Source organism: Sphingomonas sp. PP-CC-1A-547, from assembly GCF_003610375.1.
In the GTDB taxonomy this organism is placed as follows: domain Bacteria; phylum Pseudomonadota; class Alphaproteobacteria; order Sphingomonadales; family Sphingomonadaceae; genus Sphingomonas.
This window is the reverse complement of sequence record NZ_RAPZ01000012.1, coordinates 301121-322895: the sequence shown is the minus strand read 5'-3', so window position 1 is coordinate 322895 and position 21775 is coordinate 301121. Positions and strand designations below refer to the sequence as shown.

At 65.3% G+C, this 21775-nt stretch carries 17 protein-coding genes and 2 tRNA genes; 11 read left to right on the top strand and 8 right to left on the bottom strand.

Translation table 11 applies throughout. The features are described from left to right. Window positions 1-15 precede the first annotated feature (15 nt). On the top strand, window positions 16-474 hold the full coding sequence (locus tag C8J39_RS12440) for a peptidylprolyl isomerase (RefSeq protein ID WP_120300752.1): 459 nt from the start codon (window positions 16-18) through the stop codon (window positions 472-474). A gap of 120 nt (window positions 475-594) precedes the next feature. On the opposite strand, the gene C8J39_RS12435 is transcribed toward C8J39_RS12440, so the two are convergent. After that, a complete protein-coding gene (locus C8J39_RS12435; RefSeq protein WP_056487937.1) occupies window positions 595-1479 on the bottom strand; it encodes a LysR substrate-binding domain-containing protein in 885 nt (294 codons plus the stop codon). Between the two features lie 265 nt (window positions 1480-1744). On the opposite strand from C8J39_RS12435, the gene C8J39_RS12430 reads away from it, so the two are divergent. The 3 genes from C8J39_RS12430 to C8J39_RS12420 all read left to right on the top strand — a co-directional run bounded on the left by C8J39_RS12430 (window position 1745) and on the right by C8J39_RS12420 (window position 5195). Beyond that, on the top strand, window positions 1745-4018 hold the full coding sequence (locus C8J39_RS12430) for a CDC48 family AAA ATPase (protein ID WP_120300751.1): 2274 nt from the start codon (window positions 1745-1747) through the stop codon (window positions 4016-4018). A gap of 122 nt (window positions 4019-4140) precedes the next feature. Beyond that, the gene (locus tag C8J39_RS12425; protein ID WP_120300750.1) at window positions 4141-4605 is read left to right on the top strand and encodes a nuclear transport factor 2 family protein; all 465 of its coding nucleotides are present in this window, start codon (window positions 4141-4143) and stop codon (window positions 4603-4605) included. Between the two features lie 35 nt (window positions 4606-4640). Beyond that, window positions 4641-5195, top strand: a complete 555-nt coding sequence (locus C8J39_RS12420; RefSeq protein WP_243649988.1) for a TetR/AcrR family transcriptional regulator — start codon at window positions 4641-4643, stop codon at window positions 5193-5195. A gap of 15 nt (window positions 5196-5210) precedes the next feature. On the opposite strand, the gene C8J39_RS12415 is transcribed toward C8J39_RS12420, so the two are convergent. Together C8J39_RS12415 and C8J39_RS12410 are read right to left on the bottom strand one after the other, a co-directional pair. After that, window positions 5211-6521 (bottom strand): MFS transporter, encoded by a 1311-nt coding sequence (locus tag C8J39_RS12415; RefSeq protein WP_120300749.1) that lies wholly within the window; start codon window positions 6519-6521, stop codon window positions 5211-5213. Continuing rightward, window positions 6518-6841, bottom strand: coding sequence for an antibiotic biosynthesis monooxygenase (locus tag C8J39_RS12410; protein WP_120300748.1), 324 nt, complete (start codon window positions 6839-6841; stop codon window positions 6518-6520). Before C8J39_RS12410 ends, C8J39_RS12415 begins: the two co-directional genes overlap by 4 nt. Before the next feature lie 181 nt (window positions 6842-7022). Here C8J39_RS12410 and C8J39_RS12405 point away from each other — a divergent pair, with 181 nt between their 5' ends. After that, the gene (locus C8J39_RS12405; protein WP_107954277.1) at window positions 7023-7637 is read left to right on the top strand and encodes a class I SAM-dependent methyltransferase; all 615 of its coding nucleotides are present in this window, start codon (window positions 7023-7025) and stop codon (window positions 7635-7637) included. Window positions 7638-7918: 281 nt separating this feature from the next. On the opposite strand, the gene C8J39_RS12400 is transcribed toward C8J39_RS12405, so the two are convergent. Further along, window positions 7919-9079: a phosphatidylserine/phosphatidylglycerophosphate/cardiolipin synthase family protein gene (locus tag C8J39_RS12400; protein WP_120300747.1), complete on the bottom strand. Its 1161-nt coding sequence runs from the start codon at window positions 9077-9079 to the stop codon at window positions 7919-7921. A 118-nt stretch (window positions 9080-9197) separates the two neighbouring features. Here C8J39_RS12400 and rpoZ point away from each other — a divergent pair, with 118 nt between their 5' ends. Continuing rightward, a complete protein-coding gene (rpoZ, locus tag C8J39_RS12395; protein WP_055882033.1) occupies window positions 9198-9542 on the top strand; it encodes a DNA-directed RNA polymerase subunit omega in 345 nt (114 codons plus the stop codon). 415 nt (window positions 9543-9957) lie between these two features. Here rpoZ and C8J39_RS12390 read toward each other — a convergent pair whose 3' ends face one another. Further along, window positions 9958-10629, bottom strand: a complete 672-nt coding sequence (locus C8J39_RS12390; protein WP_056487962.1) for an RlmE family RNA methyltransferase — start codon at window positions 10627-10629, stop codon at window positions 9958-9960. Then, window positions 10626-11669 (bottom strand): Ppx/GppA phosphatase family protein, encoded by a 1044-nt coding sequence (locus C8J39_RS12385; protein WP_120300746.1) that lies wholly within the window; start codon window positions 11667-11669, stop codon window positions 10626-10628. Before C8J39_RS12385 ends, C8J39_RS12390 begins: the two co-directional genes overlap by 4 nt. 185 nt (window positions 11670-11854) lie before the next feature. Between C8J39_RS12385 and C8J39_RS12380 the strand changes: the two genes are divergently transcribed. Continuing rightward, window positions 11855-11928, top strand: a tRNA-Gln gene (locus C8J39_RS12380). Between the two features lie 369 nt (window positions 11929-12297). On the opposite strand, the gene C8J39_RS12375 is transcribed toward C8J39_RS12380, so the two are convergent. Continuing rightward, window positions 12298-12609, bottom strand: a complete 312-nt coding sequence (locus C8J39_RS12375; RefSeq protein WP_056487967.1) for a hypothetical protein — start codon at window positions 12607-12609, stop codon at window positions 12298-12300. An 801-nt stretch (window positions 12610-13410) separates the two neighbouring features. Next, a tRNA-Leu gene (locus C8J39_RS12370) sits at window positions 13411-13497 on the bottom strand. Between the two features lie 112 nt (window positions 13498-13609). Between C8J39_RS12370 and C8J39_RS12365 the strand changes: the two genes are divergently transcribed. The 4 genes from C8J39_RS12365 to gltB all read left to right on the top strand — a co-directional run bounded on the left by C8J39_RS12365 (window position 13610) and on the right by gltB (window position 21548). Then, entirely contained in the window at window positions 13610-14563 is a 954-nt protein-coding gene (locus C8J39_RS12365) for a complex I NDUFA9 subunit family protein (RefSeq protein WP_120300745.1), read from the top strand. A 58-nt stretch (window positions 14564-14621) separates the two neighbouring features. Further along, window positions 14622-15431 (top strand): undecaprenyl-diphosphate phosphatase, encoded by an 810-nt coding sequence (locus C8J39_RS12360; RefSeq protein WP_120300744.1) that lies wholly within the window; start codon window positions 14622-14624, stop codon window positions 15429-15431. Window positions 15432-15582: 151 nt separating this feature from the next. Continuing rightward, on the top strand, window positions 15583-17025 hold the full coding sequence (locus C8J39_RS12355; RefSeq protein ID WP_120300743.1) for an NAD(P)-dependent oxidoreductase: 1443 nt from the start codon (window positions 15583-15585) through the stop codon (window positions 17023-17025). Then, window positions 17022-21548 carry a glutamate synthase large subunit gene (gene gltB / locus C8J39_RS12350; protein ID WP_120300946.1) on the top strand — a complete coding sequence of 1509 codons (4527 nt, stop codon included), beginning with the start codon at window positions 17022-17024 and terminating at the stop codon, window positions 21546-21548. The genes C8J39_RS12355 and gltB overlap by 4 nt, the downstream gene beginning before the upstream one ends. The last annotated feature ends 227 nt before the right edge of the window (window positions 21549-21775 follow it).

The window sequence follows — 21775 nt, the reverse complement described above, 5'->3', positions numbered from 1 at the left end:
TTCAGGAGAACATGAATGGCTGACACCCCCGAAACGCTGACGCTGACCCTCGATGGCGGCGACGTCACGATCAAGTTGCGCCCCGATCTGGCGCCCAAGCACGTCGAGCGGATCGTCGAGCTGGCGAACGAAGGCTTTTACGACGGCGTCCCCTTCCACCGCGTGATCCCGGGCTTCATGGCGCAGGGCGGTGACGGTGGTCGCGGCGACGGCACCGGCGGGTCGAGCAAGCCCAACCTCAAGGCGGAATTCTCGGCCGAGCCGCATGTCCGCGGCGTGTGCTCGATGGCACGCACCAACCAGCCGGACACGGCGAACTCGCAGTTCTTCATTGTGTTCGACGACGCACGCTTCCTCGACAAGCAGTACACCGTGTGGGGCGAAGTCACCGACGGCATGGACCTGATCGACGCGCTGCCAAAGGGCGAGCCGCCGCGTGCGCCGGGCAAGATCGTCAAGGCACGCGCTGCGTAAGCTGAATTCCCCTCCCGCCTGCGGGAGGGGCTAGGGGAGGGCGCGACGTACGTACCGGCGTCCGGCGCGAGAGGCGCGCCCCTCCCCCGACCCCTCCCGCAAGCGGGAGGGGAGTAGCGGTCAGACCTCCGCCACCGTCCGTATCAGCCAGTCGTGGAACAGCTTGACGGGCTTGGTCTGCAACGCCCGCGGGCGGCAGACGAACCAGTAGCTGTACGGGCTCTCGACCTCGATATCGAACAGCCGCACCAGTCGCGGATCGTTCGCATCCTCGAAATGGCTCGCATGCATGAACGCGACGCCGAGCCCCTGCGCGGCGGCCTCCAGCATCAGCGCTCCCGAATCGAAATGGTCGATCGCTAGAGGCTCGATATCGTCGAGCCCCGCCGCCGTCCGCCATGCCGTGAACGTATCCGTCATGTCGCGGTGCACCAGCGCCGTCAGCGTCGAGAGCTGTTCGGGCCGCGTGACCGGGTCCGCGCGCTCCAGCAAACTCCGCGCACCGATCACATAGACCGAGTTCCGATCAAGCCGCCGCGCGTAGAACGCCGGATCGATCTCGCGTGACAGCGCGATCACCGCGTCGAGCCCATCGCCGAGCCGCGACACCAGATGCGCCGCGGTATCGATATCGAGGTGCAGTTCGGGGTGCGACGTGCGTAGCTCGCCTAGACGTGGAAACAGCTTCTGCGACGCATAGAGCGGCAGGATTCCAAGACGCAACCGCAGCACTTCGGTCGTGCTGGTCAGCGATTCGACCGCGTCCGACAGCGAATCGAGCACCGGTGCGATCTGCGCCAGCAACCGTTCGCCATCCGCATTCAGCACCATCGCCTGATGCCGCCGCGCGAACAGCGGCTTGGCGATGAACCGTTCCAGGCTCTGCACGCGCCGGCTTAACGCAGGTGCGGACAGCGCAAGATCCTCGGCGGCGGCCTTGATCGACCCCAGCCGCGCGACCTGCACGAACGCCTCGATAGCCCCCAGTGGCGGCAGCCTGCGCATGATCCCTCTTTCGACTCGACGAGTGTGACAACGACCGCTGGACGCATTCATGCATGCGATTGCAGTTAGCGCAATCGTAGCTGATCCCTTCGCACTTGCAACACGAACCGTCTCGACGCAAAAAGACCTCGCCTTTCAGGCATCCTCTCCTAAAAACTTTCATGGGCTGGCCTTCATTGGCCAGCCCTTTTTTTGTGTTTTCAACCCCTGACAAGGCTGGAACCGGCCCCCTATCTCGGACGCTACGAGATCGAATGGAGTCGACATGGCCGATAGCGAAATCCCCACGCGCAAAATCCAGGTCGCCAACGCGCGTCCCGAAGACAGCGGCCGCGGCCTGGCGCACCTGCCGCGCGCGCTGATGGCGACGCTCGGCATCGGCGAGGGTGATGTCATCGAGATTCTCGGCAAGCAGAACACGCCGGCGCGCGCCGTCGGTCCGTATCCGGAGGACGAGGGTCTCGACATCCTCCGCCTCGATGGCCTCCAGCGCGCGAACGCCGGTGTCGGTTCGGGTGATTACGTCGAGGTGCGCAAGGCCGAATCGAAGCCCGCAACCCGCGTCGTCTTTGCGCCAGCGCAGCAGAACCTCCGCCTCCAAGGCTCGACCAACGCGCTCAAGCGCACGTTCCTGGGCCGGCCGATCTGTCAGGGCGATATCGTCGCGACCGCGGGGCATCAGCGCGTCGGCAACATGCCGCCGGGCGTCCAGCAGTTCATGAACGCGCCGGCGTATGCGTTGCAGGAGATTCGCCTCGCGGTGATCGCCGCCAGCCCCAAGGGCGTGGTGCACATCGACGAGAATACCGAGATCGAACTCCGCTCCGAATATGAGGAGCCGCAGGCCGCACGCCGCGCCGACGTTACCTACGATGACATCGGCGGCATGGCGCAGACGATCGACCAGTTGCGCGAGATGGTCGAGCTGCCACTTCGCTATCCCGAACTGTTCCAGCGGCTCGGCGTCGATCCACCCAAGGGCGTGTTGCTGCACGGCCCTCCCGGCACCGGCAAGACCCGCCTCGCGCGCGCTGTCGCGAATGAATCCGACGCACAGTTCTTCCTGATCAACGGTCCGGAGATCATGGGCTCGGCGTACGGTGAGTCCGAATCGCGACTCCGCGAAGTGTTCGAGGAAGCGGCGAAGGCAGCGCCGTCTATCGTGTTCATCGATGAGATCGATTCGATTGCGCCAAAGCGTGGCCAGGTGTCGGGCGAGGCGGAAAAGCGTCTCGTCGCGCAGTTGCTGACGCTGATGGATGGCATCGAATCGCGCGCGAACCTAGTTGTGATCGCGGCGACCAACCGTCCCGAAGCGATCGACGAAGCGCTCCGTCGTCCGGGCCGGTTCGACCGTGAGATCGTCGTCGGCGTGCCGGACGAGCGCGGTCGTCGCGAGATCCTCGGCATCCATACGCGCGGCATGCCGCTGGGGGACCGCGTCGATCTCGATGAGCTGTCGCGCACCACCTACGGCTTCGTCGGCGCCGATCTCGCCGCGCTGACCCGCGAGGCGGCGATCGAGGCGGTCCGGCGGATCATGCCCAAGCTCAACCTCGAGGAGCGGACGATCCCGCCCGAAGTGCTCGACGAATTGTCGGTCACGCGCGAGGATTTCCTCGGGGCGCTCAAGCGCGTCCAGCCCTCGGCCATGCGCGAAGTGATGGTGCAGGCGCCGACCGTGCGCTGGGCCGATGTAGGCGGTCTCGACGACGCGCAGATGCGGCTGAAGGAGGGTGTCGAACTCCCGCTCAAGAACCCCGACGCGTTTCGCCGCCTCGGCATCCGGCCGGCCAAGGGCTTCCTGCTCTACGGCCCGCCCGGCACCGGCAAGACGTTGCTGGCGAAGGCGGTCGCGCGCGAGGCGGAGGCGAACTTCATCGCCACCAAATCGTCAGACCTGCTGAGCAAATGGTATGGCGAAAGCGAACAGCAGATCGCCCGTCTGTTCCAGCGCGCACGCCAGGTCGCGCCGTGCGTGATCTTCATCGATGAGCTCGATTCACTTGTGCCCGCACGGGGCAGCGGTGCTGGCGAGCCGCAGGTGACCGAGCGCGTCGTCAACACGATCCTCGCGGAGATGGACGGGCTGGAGGAGTTGCAATCGGTCGTCGTGATCGGTGCGACCAACCGGCCCAACCTGATCGACCCGGCGTTGCTGCGGCCGGGTCGGTTCGACGAACTCGTCTATGTCGGCGTCCCCGACAAGGCCGGGCGTCGTCGCATCCTCGGCATCCAGACCGAGAAGATGCCGCTTGCGTCCGACGTCGATCTCGACCGTCTTGCAGACCGCACCGACCGCTTCTCGGGTGCGGATTTGGAGGACGTCGTCCGCCGCGCCGGCCTGGTGGCGTTGCGCCGCTCGATCGACTCGACCGACGTGACGATGGCCGATTTCGAAGGCGCGCTGAAGGAGTCGCGCGCCAGCGTGACTCCGGAAACCGAACGCGAATACGAACAGATGGCCGCACGCCTGAAGCAGGACGCGACGGCCATCCAACCCCTGGGCTTCGCGTTCCCCAGCAAGGCGGACGACTGATCCTCGCTTCCCACCCGGTTCCCGCCGGGTGGGAAGATGAGCGAGCTTGCCACCGGGATCATCGTTGCACACGGCATGGCCATGTTGTACCATTCGGTACAAGTTGATCGATAGGTGCCGCCATGTCCCGACCGCCACTGCCTCCATTCACGCATGAGACCGCCGCGCAGAAGGCGCGCATGGCAGAGGACGCGTGGAACAGCCGCGATCCGGACAAGGTGTCGCTGGCCTACACACCCGACAGCGTCTGGCGGAACCGGGCCGAATTCCTGACCGGGCGCGACGCGATCGTCGCCTTCCTGACGCGCAAATGGGCAGCGGAACTCGACTATCGCCTCATCAAGGAAGTCTGGGCGCATGACGGCAACAGGATCGCGGTGCGGTTCGCCTATGAATGGCGCAACGACGTCGGCGACTGGTTCCGGTCCTATGGCAACGAGAATTGGGAGTTCGACGAAGCCGGGCTGATGGCGCGCCGCGTCGCCTCGATCAACGACTGCGCGATCGCGGAAGGCGACCGCAAGTTCCATTGGGCGCTTGGCCGTCGCCCCGACGACCATCCCTCGCTGAGCGATCTCGGCCTCTGACCGCGGAGCGCGTCCTGACCGATCGCGCCGACGCAGTGCCGGCACTCGCCGAGGCGTTTCGCGAACACGGCTTCGAGGGCGCCAGCCTTTCGGCGCTCTCGAAGGCGACCGGGCTCGGCAAGGGCAGCCTCTACAACTTCTTTCCCGGCGGGAAGGCGGAGATGATGGACGCCGTCCTCGCCGAGATAGATGATTGGTTCGTCACGACGATCTTCGTGCCGCTGGAGAAGGCGAGCGATCCGGCCTCGGCAATCACCGCCATGATCGAGGACGTGACGGCGTATTTCCAGTCCGGGGGGAAGGTCTGCCTCGTCGGCTGGCTCGGTCTGGGCGCCTCCGGTGACGTTTTCGCAGTCCGGATCAGCGGGTATTTCGCGCGCTGGATATCGGCCTTGGCGCGCTGCCTCGAAGCAAGCGCTATCCCGTCACTGCTGGCCCTGCGTCTCGCCGAAGACACGGTTGCAGGGGTTCAGGGCGCGATCGTACTGGCGCGCGCGTTGGGTGAGGAGACCGCATTCGTGCGGATCGTCCGTCGGCTAGAAGGGATATTGCTCGACGCGGTGGCATGTCATGGCAGGTCCGGTGCGTAACCGGCCTGACCCAGCCTAAACGTCCTTCGCATCACGCAGCGAAACCCAGGCATAGGCGATCATCACCACGCAGGCCGCGCCCGCGACGAGATACGGCAGCGAGTGCTGTGCTTCGTACAGGCCGACGCCGATCGATGGCCCGAGCACAAAGCTCGCGCCGTTGATCGACGTCACCTTGCCCGCGACCGAGCCTTGCGCGTTGGCGCCGACCGCGAGCGAGGACCCGGCGGTAAACCCCGGTCGCGTGAAGCCGAAGCCTAGGCTTGCCAGCGCATAGGCGGTCGCGATCGTGTAAAGCGACGTGGCGATGCCGGTCAGCGCTGTGCCGACGGCCGCGAGTACGAGACCGGTCAGCACGAGTTGCCGCGGGGTCATGTTGAGGCGCGGGATGATGCCCCATTGCGCGAGCAGCGCGGCGCCTGCGCCCATCATCAGGACGATGCCGGTCGGCTCCAGCGCGAGGGCGGGGGCGAGGTGGAGGCGGTCGATCACTAGGAAGCCGATCGCCTGCCCCGTCATCGCCTGCGCGTGGCCCATCACCAACCCGGCGATCATCCACGCGCGGATGCGGGGATCGGTATAGCCGACATGCTCGACATGCGATCCGGTCGCGGCGGCGACCGAGGCGCCGGTCGGCGCACCGCCGATCGAGGGATAGGCCGAACTCGCGCCGTGCGTCTCGTGCGGGGCGACGATCTTGTCGTCGGGCAGCATCCGCCGCACCGTGATCCACACCGCCACCCCGAACACCGCGAACAGGAACGCGGGGCCCGCGAGGCCGATCTCGACTCCGCCGATCGAGCCGAGGATCAGGTATGGCGCGATCGCCGGCCCTGAGATGGTACCGAGCCCGAATGCCGAGGCGAGCAATGTCAGCGCCTTTGTCCGCTCTTCCCGCGTTGTCTCGCCGGCGACGAGTGCCTGTACGGCCGGCGGTGCGGCCGCGCCGAACGTGCCGTAGATCAGCCGACCGCCGATGAAGCACAGGAACGCGGTCGTGCCGCCGATCCAGGCGTTGATCCCGGCGAGCAGGAACACGCCGCACACGGTCAGCGACACACTGAACCCACCGACGCCGAGCAGAATCATCGCGCGCCGGCCGTGCTTGTCAGACCGGTTCGCCCAGAACGGCGCGGCGATCACCCACAGCAGAGCGGAAACCGAGAACGCCGCCGCGACCGCGCTATCGGCAACCCCGAGCGACCGCCCGAGCGCGGGCAACACCGATTGCAACGCGGTATTTCCCGCCGCAATCGTCAGCATCACCAGGAACATCAGTGCGAAGCGGCGGTCGATCTTCGGGCCGTCTGTCGATACGCCAGTCATGGACGTGACCAGTCATAGGCGCGCTCGATCCGCGCGACGTTGACCGAATAGCTGTCGTACCAAAGCGCTCGCCCGAACTCGCGAATCGCAGTGTGCTCGGGGTGGTGGCGCCACGCGATCGCCGCGGCGTCGTCCGCCCAATAACTGACGGTGATCCCCATGCCGCCCGCTTCGCGCGCGCTTTCGACGCCGCGATAGCCAGGCTGAGCCGCGGCTAGCGCGTCCATGGCCATGGCGGCCTCGCCATACCCGGCGGCGTCCGCATCGTTACGGATCGACACGAAAATAACCGCAATCTGTCCTGCCCGATCGTCGTTCATGATCCGTGCTTAAGCGATGCCGTACGCTTGGCAAAGCTGCCAGAACCACTTGGCGCAGCACGACTTCCGCTTCGGTTCGTCGCCCGATGCAACCTGCGGCCCTTGAAACGCGTTCGGAATTCGTGCGACGGGAGGGCCAAAGCCTCGCCAGCGTGCGGGACCCCTGACCGTAAGGAACGCGATGCCCAGTTCGACCACCGCCACCCGGCGTGCACGCAGCCGACCAGCCGGCGTGCCGTCCCCGTGGCAGATGTTCTTTTCAGGGTTCCTGAAACACCCGGTGATGGTCGGGTCGATCGTGCCGTCGTCGGACAAGCTGATCCGCAAGATGCTCGGTCCGGTGGACTGGGCGAACTGCAAGCTGTTCGTCGAATATGGCCCAGGCGTCGGCACGTTCTGCCGCCCGATCCTCGACCGGATGGCACCCGACGCCAAGCTAGTGGTGATCGATACGAATCCGGAATTCATCCAGTATCTGCGCCACACGATTACCGACCCACGCTTCTTCGCGGTGCTGGGGTCGGCGGACGAGGTCGAGACGATCGTCGCCGACCATGGCTTCGAGAAGGCGGACTATGTGTTGTCGGGGCTTCCTTTTTCGACATTGCCGCCCGGCGTCGGCCCGGCGATCGCGACGGCGACGCACTCGGTTCTGCGGACCGGCGGTGCGTTCCTGGTCTATCAGTTCTCGCCCAAGGTGAAGGACTTCCTGACGCCGCATTTCGAGTCGATCGACCATGACATGGAGTGGTGGAACGTCCCGCCGGCGCAGCTGTATTGGGCATGGAAGGACTGACGCAGGCGCGGCAGCGTCCGCGCCGATGCGCAAGCAAAGCGCTGCGCAGCTTCAGGCCCGGACGGCGGGTCGGCTAGAACTAGCCGAACCCGTCCGACGGCGGCTTTGCCGTCGGCGCTAGTGTTGCTCCAAGCTAGATAAATGGAAACCTCGTCCAAATCCCCTCCGTCATCCTGACGGAAGTCAGGACCCAGAGCCAATCAGGATGGCGTTCTCGACCCTGGGTCCTGACTTTCGTCAGGATGACGAGAGAGAGTAGATGGCCCTTGTCCCCCGACCCTCTACTCGTCGATCCCGAAGTTCAGCCCGCGCGACAAGCTCGGGTCGACCACCGCCACCACGAAATACGCCCCGAGCTGTTTGATACGCTGCATCCAGCCGGTGTTCGCCTGGTACAGTTCCTTGGTCACCTCGGTCGACTTGGCCACCTCGCCATCGATATACCCCCGGACATGCGCTGCGAACGCTGCATCCTCGATCCGCAGCATCAGTTCGAGGTTGATGAACAGGCTGCGCATGTCGAAGTTCGCTGAGCCGATATGGACCGCATCGTCGATCACGTAGAGCTTCGTGTGTAGCTTGGTCGGCTGGTATTCGAACAGCCGCACGCCCTTCCGCAATAGCCCGGCATAGGTGAAGCGCGCGGCGGCGATCGTCGCGTTGTTGTCCGATTTGCTGGCCGCGACGACCCGTACCACGGCCTGCCGCCGCCCCGCTTTGTCGAGCCGACGCAGCAGCGCGGGACTAGGCGTGAAATACCCGGCGATGATGTCGATCCGCCGCCCGCGTCGCATGTCGTCGCGCACCGCACGTGCCCAGGGCGACAGCTTCCGCGTCGGTCCGCCGATCAGCCACCGCGTCGCGCCCTTGGTCTCGCTCCAGTGCGATAGCGCAGTGTTCAGATGACGCAGCTTGCCCTTGGGTTCATGGATCCAGTCCTTCAGCGCATCGAAATAGCCTGCCAGCCGCCCCGCCGCCGGACCCTCGACCAGTAATCCCAGGTCGCGCCATGCCTGTTCCGCGGCGGTGCCGAAATAATCGTCCTCGATGTTGAAGCCGCCGATGATGATCCGCGTTTCGTCGGCAAGCGCGAGCTTCTGGTGGTTGCGGAGCAGATAGCGGCGGCCGAACCGTGCGGAGAACCGGCATACCGACACGTTCGCGGCTTCGAGCGGCTCGAAGAAGGCGTGTGGCGCATCGTCGCTACCGAACCCGTCGACGATAAGCGCGACCTCGACCCCGCGTTTGGCGGCGGCGATGAGCGCGGCGTTGACGCGCTTTCCGGACTCGTCGTCGGCGTAGATGTAATAGAGGATGCGCAGAGTTCGCTCGGCGCCGTCGATCAGCGCGAGCACCGCGTCCAGCCGGCGGGGGCCGGTATCGAGCAGCGTCATCTGGTTGCCGTCGACGCTGAAAGTCGGCTGGTCTGCTGGATCTTCCATGGGCAGCCTGATGGACATGGTGGGCACCTGAGGCAAGCCAAGGTGCATTTCTTGACTTTGCAGGCCACTCCCCGTAGGCGACGCATTCTCATTCTATCGTTGTTACGAAGGAAGCCGCATGGCGCGCGTTACCGTCGAGGATTGTGTCGACAAGATCCCCAACCGGTTCGACCTGGTGTTGTTCGCGGCCCAGCGTGCGCGCCAGATCTCGGGCGGCGCCGAACTGACGCTCGACCGCGACCGAGACAAGAACCCGGTCGTCGCGCTGCGCGAGATCGCCGACGAGAACGTCAAGCCGGCGCATCTCAAGGAACAGGTTATTCAGGGCCTGCAAAAGGTTCGCGTCGACGACGACGACGAAGTCGATGCAGTCGGCAGCCTGGCCGCTTCGGCTGAGGCGTTGCGGCTTACCGCTGCTGCGCCGCCGCGGAACCAGAATCTTGGGGCGGATTACGAGGGTTGAGGCAGCAGGATTAGCGAAAGCTAATCCGCGCCTTGGCCGAAACCCCGGCCGGCGGGCTTAGCCGGCCGACGACGCGGCATTGCCGCGGCGCGAAATAGAGAGAGCCCGTGGACCGAAAAGGTCCGCGGGCTTTCTTTTGTGTTTATGCCCTCTCCCTGAAGGGGAGAGGGAAGGGGCCCGCGGCGCTTGCCGTGGGAAGGGTGAGGGCACGTAGTAGTGCGACCCCGCCTCCTTGTTCTCCCGCGAAGGCGGGAGCCCAGTCTGGATCCCCGTCTTCACGGGGAAACATGCTTATGATTCATTCCAGCCGCATTGCTTGTGACCACGCTAAGGTAGGGCGCCACGGCAAAGCCGCGTCGTCAGTCGTTGCTGCGCAACGCTGGCCGAGGTCGGTCCGCGACGCGGATTAGCCACGCTAATCCGCTGACCGACCCTTAAACCCCTGTGCCACGACAAACCACTCGACCGACCCCTTCCGGCTCGCCGGCGGTTTCGCGTGCTTCACCGTCTTGAAGTTCCGCTTCATCTCCGCGACCAGCTCGGAATCAGCGCCGCCCGCGAATACCTTCGACACGAACGTGCCACCCGGCTCGAGCACCTCGCAAGCAAAGTGCAGCGCCGTCTCGACCAGCGCCATCGTCCGCAAGGCGTCGGTCTGCGGATGCCCGACCGTATTCGCCGCCATGTCTGACAGCACCAGGTCCGGCGCGCCACCCAGCGCCTCGATCAGCTTGCCAGGGGCCGCATCGTCGAGGAAATCCATCTCGAAGATCGTCACGCCTTCGATCGGATCGACCGGCAGCAGGTCGATGCCCACTACCGTCGCCTTGGGTATCCGCCGCCGGATCACCTGCGCCCAGCCGCCCGGCGCGAGGCCCAGATCGACCACGCGCTTCGACCCGCGGATCAACTCGAACCGCTCGTCGAGCTCGATCAGCTTGTAGGCCGCCCGGCTACGATAGCCGTCGGCCTTGGCGCGCTTCACATACGGATCGTTCAACTGCCGCTCGAGCCAGCGCGTCGACTGCGCGGTCCGCTTGCGCGCAGTGAGCACGCGGACATGACCGCCGGAACCACCGCGACTCATGCCGTCGCTCCCGTGGCTTTGCCGGGCTTGGGCGAACCCATCAGGCCGCGCAGGATACCCTCGCGAATGCCGCGGTCGGCGATGCCGAGCCGTTCGGCGGGCCACAAATCCATGATCGTCTCCAGAATGGCACAGCCCGCGACCACCAGGTCGGCGCGCTCGTTGCCGATGCACGGCAGCTTGGCGCGCTCCGTGATCGACATATGGGAAAGGTCGGCGCTGATCCGCCGCATCGCCGAGGCGGGCACGATCAGCCCGTCGACCACCGAGCGATCGTAATGGCTGAGCCCGAGATGCACGCTGCCGAGCGTCGTCACCGTGCCACTGGTGCCAAGCAACCGCGGCCGCTCGATATGCCGGGGTAGGCGGCTAGCGAACCCCGCGAAACTGTCGGCAACGACCTGACGCATCTTCGCATACGCGGCACGACGGCCGCCTTCGCCCTCACCGCCACCGGCATGCTCGGTCAGCGACACCACGCCCCACGGCGCCGAATGCCAGTCGAGCACGGTCGGGATCGGCGTCGAGGTATCGACCAGCACCAGCTCGGTAGACCCGCCGCCGATATCGAACACGAGCGCAGGGTCCTCGCCCGGCTCGATCAGCGCATGGCAGCCGAGCACCGCCAGCCGCGCTTCTTCCTCGGCGGAAATGATATCGAGATGGATCCCAGTCTCGGCGAGCGCGCGCGCGATGAACGCAGGTCCGTTCGACGCCTGCCGACAGGCCTCTGTCGCGACCGACCGCGCCAGCGTCACGTTGCGCCGCTGCAACTTGTCCGAACATACGCGAAGTGCCGCGATCGTCCGCTCGATCGCCGCGTCGCTCAGCTTGCCGGTCGAAGCCAGGCCCTCGCCAAGCCGAACGATTCGCGAGAACGCATCGATCACCGCGAATCCGCCAGCCTGCGGTCGCGCGATCAGCAATCTGCAATTGTTGGTGCCGAGATCCAGCGCGGCAAACGCCTGCGCATCGGCCCACCGCCCACGAGAGGGCCGGGTCGCCGCCGGACGGGCAGGACCATCCTGCCGGAACGGCATTCGGGCGGAAACATCCCCCATCGCCGTAAAACTCGCTATCTATGTCTGCCGCCGCGGGAAAATACCCGCCCGGTGCTTGGACACGAATGTAGCGCGGCGCCGCGATTACGCAAGCGAAGTGGCGGAACGGCATCATCTTGGCGTTGACAGCCTCGGCGGTCACCCGTAGAGCCCGCCCTCGCTGATGCCCCGTCGTCTAATGGTAAGACTGCGGTTTCTGATACCGCCTATTGAGGTTCGAATCCTCACGGGGCATCCAGCGCTTCCCGCCTGAGCGGTCGAGGCAATTCCAAAACAAACGACGAGTTCAACGAGCACCTTGGCGCTTGATGATCTCTGCGTGCGTCGACCGGCAGCTCGGTCGGTTAAACGCCGTTTCGCACTCGGTCGAGTTAGGCGACACGGAAGCCGCTTGTTCAAAGTCGCCTTGGGCCATGAATCCGCCGGTCACGATGCAAGATGCAGTCGCGATGCTCCACGCCGCGTGAGCGCCAAGAAATTTGCCCACGGAGGCCAAAGCTAGGCGCTTAGATTGGTTAAAACGCTCTCAGCCAGCGTTACAAATAGGGCGGTATCGACTGTTCGACGTCGCTTCTTTCACATGCTTGGGGCGCTGATATCCTGGCGTTCATTCCCTTGCGTCGCGCAGCGCTTCCAACTGAACCAGTCTCACCGGATCGTCGGCTGCGAGCGCCTCTTCGAGATAAAAGTTGTGCGCTATATCCCGCACCACCCGCTGCGCCTCGCCGCTATATTCCTCGGCAATTGCGGCGAAGGCGTCGATCAGTTCGCGTAAAAAATCTTTATCTAAATTTTCGAGCTGGTCCGCTAGCGCTTCCATCATCGTGACGGCCGTATCAAGGTTTAGCTCCTCTTCCTCGGTCAGCTCAAGAAAAACGACATAATCCGCAATGATGTGCGCGATCTGGGTAACTATCATGGTTTGACTACCCTTACCTTGATGTTGGCGACGTTCATCCTCTTTAGAAGCTTAAGGGCCTTAATCTTCTGCACAAGAGTAGCAACTTCCCATACTCCAATAAGGCGATGTTGCGCCAAGACTTCTGATTGTTGCGAAGTCTGGGGCCGTGCACGTGGTGCGGTGACTATTTTCCATTTCCGGTCGATCACGTAATCGCCCTGGTAACCGGATTTGTCGTCAGCGTAGCACGGACGCCAGTCACCGTTCCCGCCCCGACATCGTAAAGCCCCTGGCGACTCCACCAACGAATTCGCCGACAGGGTTCGACTGGCTACCAGGCGGCGTCACCGGAGCGCGCGCGGGCGGCATTCCGACCGACCCGTGCTCTACCGATCTCCGGCCAACTCCCGCTAGCGGTCTCGCCTGCGACACTTTGGCTTTCGGGTGCGCCGCAGTCCGCGACCCTACTCTTGGAGCGCGACCGACATGGGAGGACGTGCGACCGTTCCCAGCGTTAGTCGTATCGCCGTTGCTCGATCCATCATGGCGTCCCGCACCTGCGAAGGTAAACCGGCCGTCCGCCAGATCATGCCATGGATTATATTTGCGTTCGAGACCGTCAGGACCCAGCGCCGATGGCACCTTACCCGTTCGCAACCACCGCGAGAACGCGTTCCGCTGGCTACTGCCTGATGCGTGGACCATGCCATCCCCCGCTGTCTTTGCGGTGAGAACATCTGAGCAACGTCGTCCTACCAGCCAAGCGCGGCGCGAGCGGATCCTGGGATCCGCCTCGCTCGGTCGTGCTTCTGTATAGTGTGGTGCCCGGAAGAGGACTCGAACCTCCACGACCTTGCGATCGCCAGCACCTGAAGCTGGTGCGTCTACCAATTCCGCCATCCGGGCACGGGGTAGGAGGGCGCCTCTAGGGGAGGGTCGCGATGCTTGTCAACACGCCTCTTGCTGGGGCAAGGGGTTATTCGTGATTGGCAGGCAAAACAAAGTGGACGGACGGGCGATGAACGACAAACTGGTGACGCTGATCGGGGGTGGCGGTTTCGTCGGCCGCTATGTCGCACAGGCGCTGCTGGCGACGGGCGCGCGCGTCCGCATCGCGCAGCGCGATCCGCGGCAGGCGTTCTTCCTGAAGCCGCTTGGCGGGCTCGGCCAGACGCAGTTCGTCGGGGCCGACGTCACCAAGCCCGAGACGATCGCGCATGCGGTGCACGGATCGGATGTGGTGGTGAACCTGGTCGGCGTGCTCGCGGGCGATTTCCAGCGCGTTCAGGCGCTGGGTGCGCAGACCGTCGCGCAGGCTGCGGCGAAGGCCGGCGTCGGTGCGCTCGTGCACGTCTCGGCGATCGGCGCCGATCCGGAGTCTGCCTCCGCGTACGGCAAGTCGAAGGGGCAGGGCGAGGCGGCCGTGCTCGAGGCGTTCCCCAACGCGACGATCCTGCGGCCGTCGATCGTGTTCGGCCAGGAAGACCAGTTCGTGAACCGCTTTGCCGGGATGATCGCCAAGGCGCCGGTGGTGCCGGTGCTGCGCGCGGGCGCGAAGTTCCAGCCGGTGTTCGTCGGCAACGTGGCGGACGCCGTGGTCGCGGCAGCGTCGGATCCCGAGACGTTCGGCGGCCAGACCTTCGAGCTCGGCGGCCCCGACATCATCACGATGGGCAATCTCATCCGCTGGATCGCCAAGACGATCGGCCGCAATCCCTCCATCGTCGAGCTGCCGGACTTTGCCGGGGCGCTGATCGCCAAGGGCGGCTTCCTGCCGGGCGCGCCGATCACCAAGGATCAGTGGACGATGCTGCAGACCGACAATATCGTTACCGGCACCGATGGCCTCGCCGCGTTCGGGATCGAGGCGACGCCGCTGTCGACGGTCGCGCCGGGTTGGCTGGTGCGTTTTCGCAAGGCCGGACGGTTCGGTCGTCGCGCCGAGACGCATGCGGAAGTTCATGTCGCCTGATCCTGCGCGTGCTACCTACCTTTGAGATTGCCCTGACCTACCGCGCCGGAGCTCCTGCTTGACCGAACTTCTCACCGTCATCCTCCTCGGCATCGTCGAGGGGATCACCGAATTCCTGCCCGTCTCGTCGACCGGGCATCTTATTCTCGCGACGCGGCTGCTCGGCTATGATGCGGGGCGCTGGGAGGTGTTCAACGTCGTCATTCAGCTCGGCGCGATCCTCGCGATCGTCGTGCTGTACTGGCGGACGTTCTGGGCGGTCGGCATGGGGCTCATCAAGCGCGAGCCGAAATCCTGGCTGTTCCTGCGCAACCTGATCGTCGCGTTCATCCCGGCAGCGGTGATCGGTCTCGCGCTGCACAAGCATATCGAGGCGCTGCTCGGGAATGCGGAGGTCGTTGCGATCGCGCTGATAGTCGGCGGCTTCGCGATCCTCGCGGTCGAGCGGTTCGCGCCGCGCAGCGACATCAGCGGCGTCGCGGACATTCCGCTGAAGACCGTGATCGGCATCGGCTTCCTCCAGTGCCTCGCGATGGTCCCCGGCGTTAGCCGCTCTGGCGCAACGATTCTCGGCGCGCTGGCGCTGGGTGTCGAGCGGCGCACGGCGGCCGAGTTCAGCTTCTTTCTCGCAATCCCGACGATGCTGGGGGCAAGCGCGCTCGAACTGCTGAAGAACCGCGATGCGATTGCGAGCGGCGGCGGGGTCGGACTTGGTGCGATCGCGATCGGCGCTGCGGTGTCGTTCGTCGTCGCGCTGCTGGTCGTGAAGTGGTTCGTCGGCATCGTCACCAAGCACGGGTTCGTGCCTTTTGCCTGGTACCGGGTAGCTGCCGGCTCGGCCGCACTGGTCTGGCTGCTCAGCAAGTAGGTCCGTTTCGGTATCAATAAGCCTTGTTGAGAATTGTTCTTAGATAATTTGGTTGATTTGATCAATTAATACGTCAGTCATGCTGACATACTGGTCGATTTCACGGTGACAAGCTTTCGGTGGCGCAATAACGCGGCTGTCGGAGGCATGTATGGCGAACGATTCGATGCTAAAGTTTGTCGGGCGGGAGCAATCCTATCCGGCAAAGCGCACCGCGGATGAGCGGCAGGAGGATTTCCGCGAGATCGCGCAGCGATACGCGATTCAACCCGCCGAGGAGCAGGCCGGGCGCTGCTCGCAGTGCGGCGTGCCCTATTGTTCGGTCCACTGCCCGCTGCACAACCATATCCCCGACTGGCTCAGGCTGACCGCGGAAGGTCGGCTGCGCGAGGCGTATGAGCTGAGCAACGCGACCTCGACCATGCCCGAGATCTGTGGCCGGATCTGTCCGCAAGACCGGCTGTGCGAAGGCAATTGCGTCATCGAATTCACCGGGCACGGCGCGGTCACGATCGGCTCGGTCGAGAAGTTCATCACCGACACCGCCTGGGAGAATGGCTGGGTCGAACCGCTGGTGCCGGGCAAACCGCGCGGCCAGTCGGTCGGCGTAATCGGTGCCGGCCCAGCGGGCCTGACCGCGGCGGAATATCTGCGCGGGCATGGCTATGACGTTCACGTCTACGACCGCTACGACCGCGCGGGCGGGTTGCTCACCTACGGCATCCCCGGCTTCAAGCTCGAAAAGCCGATCGTCATGCGCCGCGTCGAGCGGCTCAAGGCAGCCGGCATCGTCTTCCACGAAGGCTTTGCGGTCGGCGACGATGCGAGCCTCGATGATCTTCGCCAGCGCCACGATGCGATCCTGATCGCGACTGGCGTCTACAAGGCGCGCGCGATGGACCTGCCCGGCGGCGGATCGAACGGCGTGGTCGCGGCACTCGACTTCCTCGTCGCCTCGAACCGCAAGGGTTTCGGTGACGCGGTCCCCGCATTCGACGACGGCAGCCTCAATGCGGAAGGCAAGGACGTCGTCGTGATCGGCGGCGGCGACACCGCGATGGACTGCGTCCGCACCGCGATCCGCCAGGGCGCAAAGTCGGTGAAATGCCTCTACCGCCGCGACCGCGCCAACATGCCCGGCTCGCAGCGCGAAGTCGCCAATGCCGAGGAGGAGGGCGTCGAGTTCGTCTGGCTCTCGGGCCCGCAGAGCTTCGACGGCGGCGACGTGGTGTCGAGCGTCAAGGTCCGGAAAATGCGTCTTGGCGCTCCCGACGCAAGCGGCCGGCGTGCCCCCGAACCCGATCCCGCAGGCGACTATTCGGTCGATGCCGATCTCGTCATCAAGGCGCTCGGCTTCGACGCCGAGGATCTGCCGACCCTGTTCGCGACGCCGGAACTGGGCGTGAGCCGCTGGGGCACCGTTCTGGTCGACGGCAAGACGCTGATGACCTCGCTCGACGGCGTGTTCGCGGCGGGCGACATCGTCCGCGGTGCAAGCCTCGTCGTCTGGGCGATCCGCGACGGTCGCGACGTCGCGGCAACCATGCACAAGTGGCTGAAGACCAAGGCGGCCAACGCGAAGGTGGCGGCATGAGCAACGAACAGGGTTTTCCGATGATCGATCAACGCGCCCGTCTCGCCGAGCACGGCATGTATCGCCCCGAATTCGAGGGCGACGCGTGCGGCGTTGGCCTCGTCGCCGCCACCGATGGGCGCGCGTCGCGCCGTGTCGTGCAGTCGGCCGTCGATGCGTTGAAGGCCGTCTGGCACCGCGGCGCAGTCGATGCCGACGGCAAGACCGGTGATGGCGCGGGTCTGCATATCGACCTGCCCCTGCGCTTCTTCGACGATGCGGTCGCCGCCTCGGGGCACAAGGTTCGCCCGAACCGGCTCGCGGTCGGCATGATCTTCCTCCCGCGTACCGATCTCGGCGCGCAGGAGGATTGCCGGACGATCGTCGAGAGCGCGATCATCGAGGCGGGTTACACCATCTATGGCTGGCGTCAGGTGCCGGTCGACGTGTCGGTGATCGGCCAGAAGGCGCAGGCGACGCGCCCCGAGATCGAGCAGATCATGATCGCCGGGCCATTGCCCGAGGAACAGGACGCCGCCGAGTTCGAGAAGACGCTGTACCTCGTCCGCCGCCGGATCGAGAAGCGCGTGATCGCGGCGCAGATCCAGGGTTTCTACATCTGTTCGCTGTCGTGCCGCTCGATCATCTACAAGGGGCTGTTTCTCGCCGAATCGCTGTCGGTCTTCTATCCGGACCTGTGCGACCAGCGCTTCGAGAGCCGCGTCGCGATCTTCCATCAGCGCTATTCGACCAACACCTTCCCGCAATGGTGGCTGGCGCAACCGTTCCGCTGCCTCGCGCATAACGGCGAGATCAACACGATCCGCGGCAACAAGAACTGGATGTTGTCACACGAGATCCGCATGGCGAGCCTCGCGTTCGGCGACAATTCGGAGGACATCAAGCCGGTGATCCCCGCCGGTGCATCCGACACCGCCGCGCTTGATGCCGTGTTCGAGGCGATCTGCCGCTCGGGCCGCGATGCGCCGACCGCCAAGCTGATGCTCGTGCCCGAAGCCGCCAGCCCGGACATGCCGGCCGAGCATACCGCGATGTACCAGTATCTCGCCTCCGTCATGGAGCCGTGGGACGGCCCCGCCGCGCTTGCGATGACCGATGGCCGCTGGGCAGTCGCCGGCATGGACCGCAACGCGCTGCGTCCGCTCCGCTACACGCTGACCTCGGACGGCCTGCTGATCGTCGGCTCCGAGAGCGGCATGGTCGTCGTTCCCGAATCCACGATCGTCGCAAAGGGTCGCTTGGGGCCGGGCGAGATGATCGCGGTCGACCTGGACGAAGGTCGCCTGCTCCAGGATCGCGAAGTGAAGGATCGCATCTCGGGTGAGGCGGACTATGCCGGGATGATCGGCGAATTCCACACACTCGCCGACCTACCGTCGGTCGAGGACGCGGTCGTCCGGTACGACCGCGCCGAACTCGCGCGCCGTCAGGTCGCCGCCGGCCAGACGATGGAGGACATGGAGCTGATCCTGTCGCCGATGGTCGAATCCGCCAAGGAAGCGATCGGGTCGATGGGCGACGACACGCCGCTCGCGGTGATCTCCGACAAGCCGCGCCTGATCAGCCAGTTCTTCCGCCAGAACTTCTCGCAGGTGACCAACCCGCCGATCGATCCGTTGCGCGAGCGCCACGTGATGTCGCTGAAGACGCGGTTCGGCAATCTCGCGAACATCCTCGACGTCCGCGACCAGCGCGAGCGCGTGCTGGTGCTCGATTCGCCGGTGCTGACGGGCGAGCATTGGTCGCGGTTGAAGGCGCATTTCGGTAATGCGGTTGCCGAGATCGACTGCACGTTCGACGTCGGTGGTGGCCCGGAGAAGCTCCGCGCGGCGATCCAGCGAATCCGCAACGAGGCGGAGCAGGCTGTCCGCCAGGGCAAGAGCGAGATCTTCCTCACCGACGAGGCGATCTCCGAAGACCGCGTCGGTATCGCCGGCGTGCTCGCGGTCGCGGCGGTCCACACGCACCTCGTCCGCCGTGGCCTGCGGTCCTACGCGTCGATCAACGTTCGCTCGGCCGAGTGCCTCGACACGCATTATTACGCCGTGCTGATCGGGGTCGGCGCGACCACCGTGAACGCGTATCTCGCCGAAGCCGCGATCGTCGATCGCCAGTCGCGCGGGCTGTTCGGCGATCTCGACCTCGCCGAATGCCTCCGCCGCCACCGCGTCGCGGTTGAGGAGGGGTTGCTCAAGATCATGTCGAAGATGGGCATCGCGGTCATCTCGTCCTACCGCGGCGGCTACAATTTCGAAGCCGTCGGGCTCTCGCGCAGCCTGGTCAACGACCTGTTCCCCGGCATGCCCGCCAAGATCAGCGGCGAGGGTTACGCCTCGCTCCACGTCAACGCGACCGACCGGCATGAAGCGGCGTTCGATCCGGCCGTCGCGACGCTGCCGATCGGCGGCTTCTATCGCCAGCGCCATACCGGCGAGACGCACGCCTATTCCGCGCAGTTAATGCACCTGCTCCAGACTGCGGTCGCGACCGACAGCTACACCAGCTATCTGCAATTCTCGCGCGGCGTGTCCGATCTGCCGCCGGTGTATTTGCGCGATCTGCTCCAATTCAACTTCCCCGCGGAGGGCGTTCCGGTTGACCAGGTCGAGGCGATCACCGAGATCCGCAAGCGCTTCGTCACCCCGGGCATGTCGCTCGGCGCGCTGTCACCCGAGGCGCACGAGACGCTGGCGATCGCGATGAACCGGATCGGCGCCAAGGCCGTGTCGGGCGAGGGCGGCGAGGACAAGTCGCGCTTCGTGCCGTACGCGAACGGCGACAACGCCAACTCGTCGATCAAGCAGGTCGCGTCCGGCCGGTTCGGCGTCACCGCGGAGTATCTGAACGCGTGCGAGGAGATCGAGGTCAAGGTCGCGCAGGGCGCCAAGCCCGGCGAGGGCGGCCAGCTGCCCGGCTTCAAGGTCACCGAGTTCATCGCCAAGCTGCGTCATGCGACGCCCGGCGTGACGCTGATCTCGCCGCCGCCGCACCACGACATCTACTCTATCGAGGATCTGGCCCAGCTCATCTACGACCTGAAGCAGATCAACCCGCGCGCCCGCGTCTGCGTGAAGCTCGTCTCGTCGGCGGGCATCGGCACGGTCGCGGCGGGCGTGGCGAAGGCGCATGCCGACGTGATCCTGATCGCCGGCCATGTCGGCGGCACCGGTGCGTCGCCACAAACCTCGATCAAGTATGCGGGCACGCCGTGGGAAATGGGCCTGTCGGAGGTCAACCAGGTGCTGACGCTCAACGGCCTGCGCGGTCGCGTGCGGCTGCGCACCGATGGCGGGCTGAAGACCGGTCGCGATATCGTCATCGCGGCGATCCTCGGCGCGGAAGAGTTCGGGATCGGCACGCTGAGCCTCGTCGCGATGGGCTGCATCATGGTGCGGCAATGCCATTCGAACACGTGCCCTGTCGGCATCTGCACGCAGAACGACGCGCTCCGCCAGAAGTTCGTCGGCACGCCCGAGAAGGTGATAAACCTGATGACCTTCATCGCCGAGGAAGTTCGCGACATCCTCGCGCGGCTCGGCGTGAAGAGCCTCGACGACGTGATCGGCCGCACCGAATTGCTGCGTCAGGTCAGCCGCGGGGCGGAGCATCTTGACGATCTCGATCTCAACCCGATCCTGGCGAAGGTCGATGCCGACGATTCGCAGCGCCGGTTCAGCCTGTCGACCTTCCGCAACGAAGTCCCCGACAGCCTCGACGCGCAGATCATCAAGGATGCGTCCGCGGTATTCTCGCGCGGCGAGAAGATGCAGCTGACCTATTCGGTGCGCAACACGCACCGCGCGGTCGGCACGCGGCTGTCGAGTGAGATCACGCGGAAGTTCGGGATGTCGACGCTCGCGGACAACCACGTTACGATCCGTCTGCGGGGGTCGGCGGGGCAGTCGCTCGGCGCGTTCCTGTGCAAGGGCATCACGCTCGAAGTGTTCGGCGATTCGAACGACTATGTCGGCAAGGGGCTCTCGGGCGGCACGATCATCGTGCGGCCGGCGGTCAGTTCGCCGCTCGCGTCTCAGGACAACACGATCATCGGCAACACCGTGCTCTACGGCGCAACCTCCGGCCGGCTGTTCGCGGCAGGGCAGGCGGGCGAGCGTTTCGCGGTCCGCAACTCGGGCGCGACCGTGGTCGTCGAAGGCTGCGGCGCGAACGGCTGCGAGTACATGACCAACGGCATCGCAGTCGTGCTCGGCGCGGTCGGCGCCAACTTCGGCGCGGGGATGACCGGCGGGATGGCGTTCGTCTACGATCCCGACGGCGTCTTCGCGAAGCGCGCCAACCCCGAGAACATCACCTGGGACCGCGTGAAGTCGCTCCACTGGGCCGACGTGTTGCTCGACCTGGTGCGCGATCATGCCGACCATACCGACAGCAAATGGTCGAAGGGCCTGCTGGAAGATTGGGACCGCGTGGCTCCCCATTTCTGGCAGATCGTGCCGAAGGAAATGCTGACGCGCCTGTCGCACCCACTGGACGACAGCGCGGAACTGGTCGCGGCGGAATAAGCCCAAGCCCTCACACCACCCCGGCGCCCGCCCGGGGTGGTGCAAGTTAGAGGTTTCACGCGGAGACGCGGAGACGCGGAGCTAAAGTCCCTCTGCATCTCTCTTATTGCGATCGGTGGTGAAGGAGCTTCGCCCGCAGCGAACGCAACACCTCCGCGTGAACCAAATCTTCTTGCTCGGCGCCAACCCGCGCTAGTGACACAGCCGCCCCCCACCGCCTAAACGGA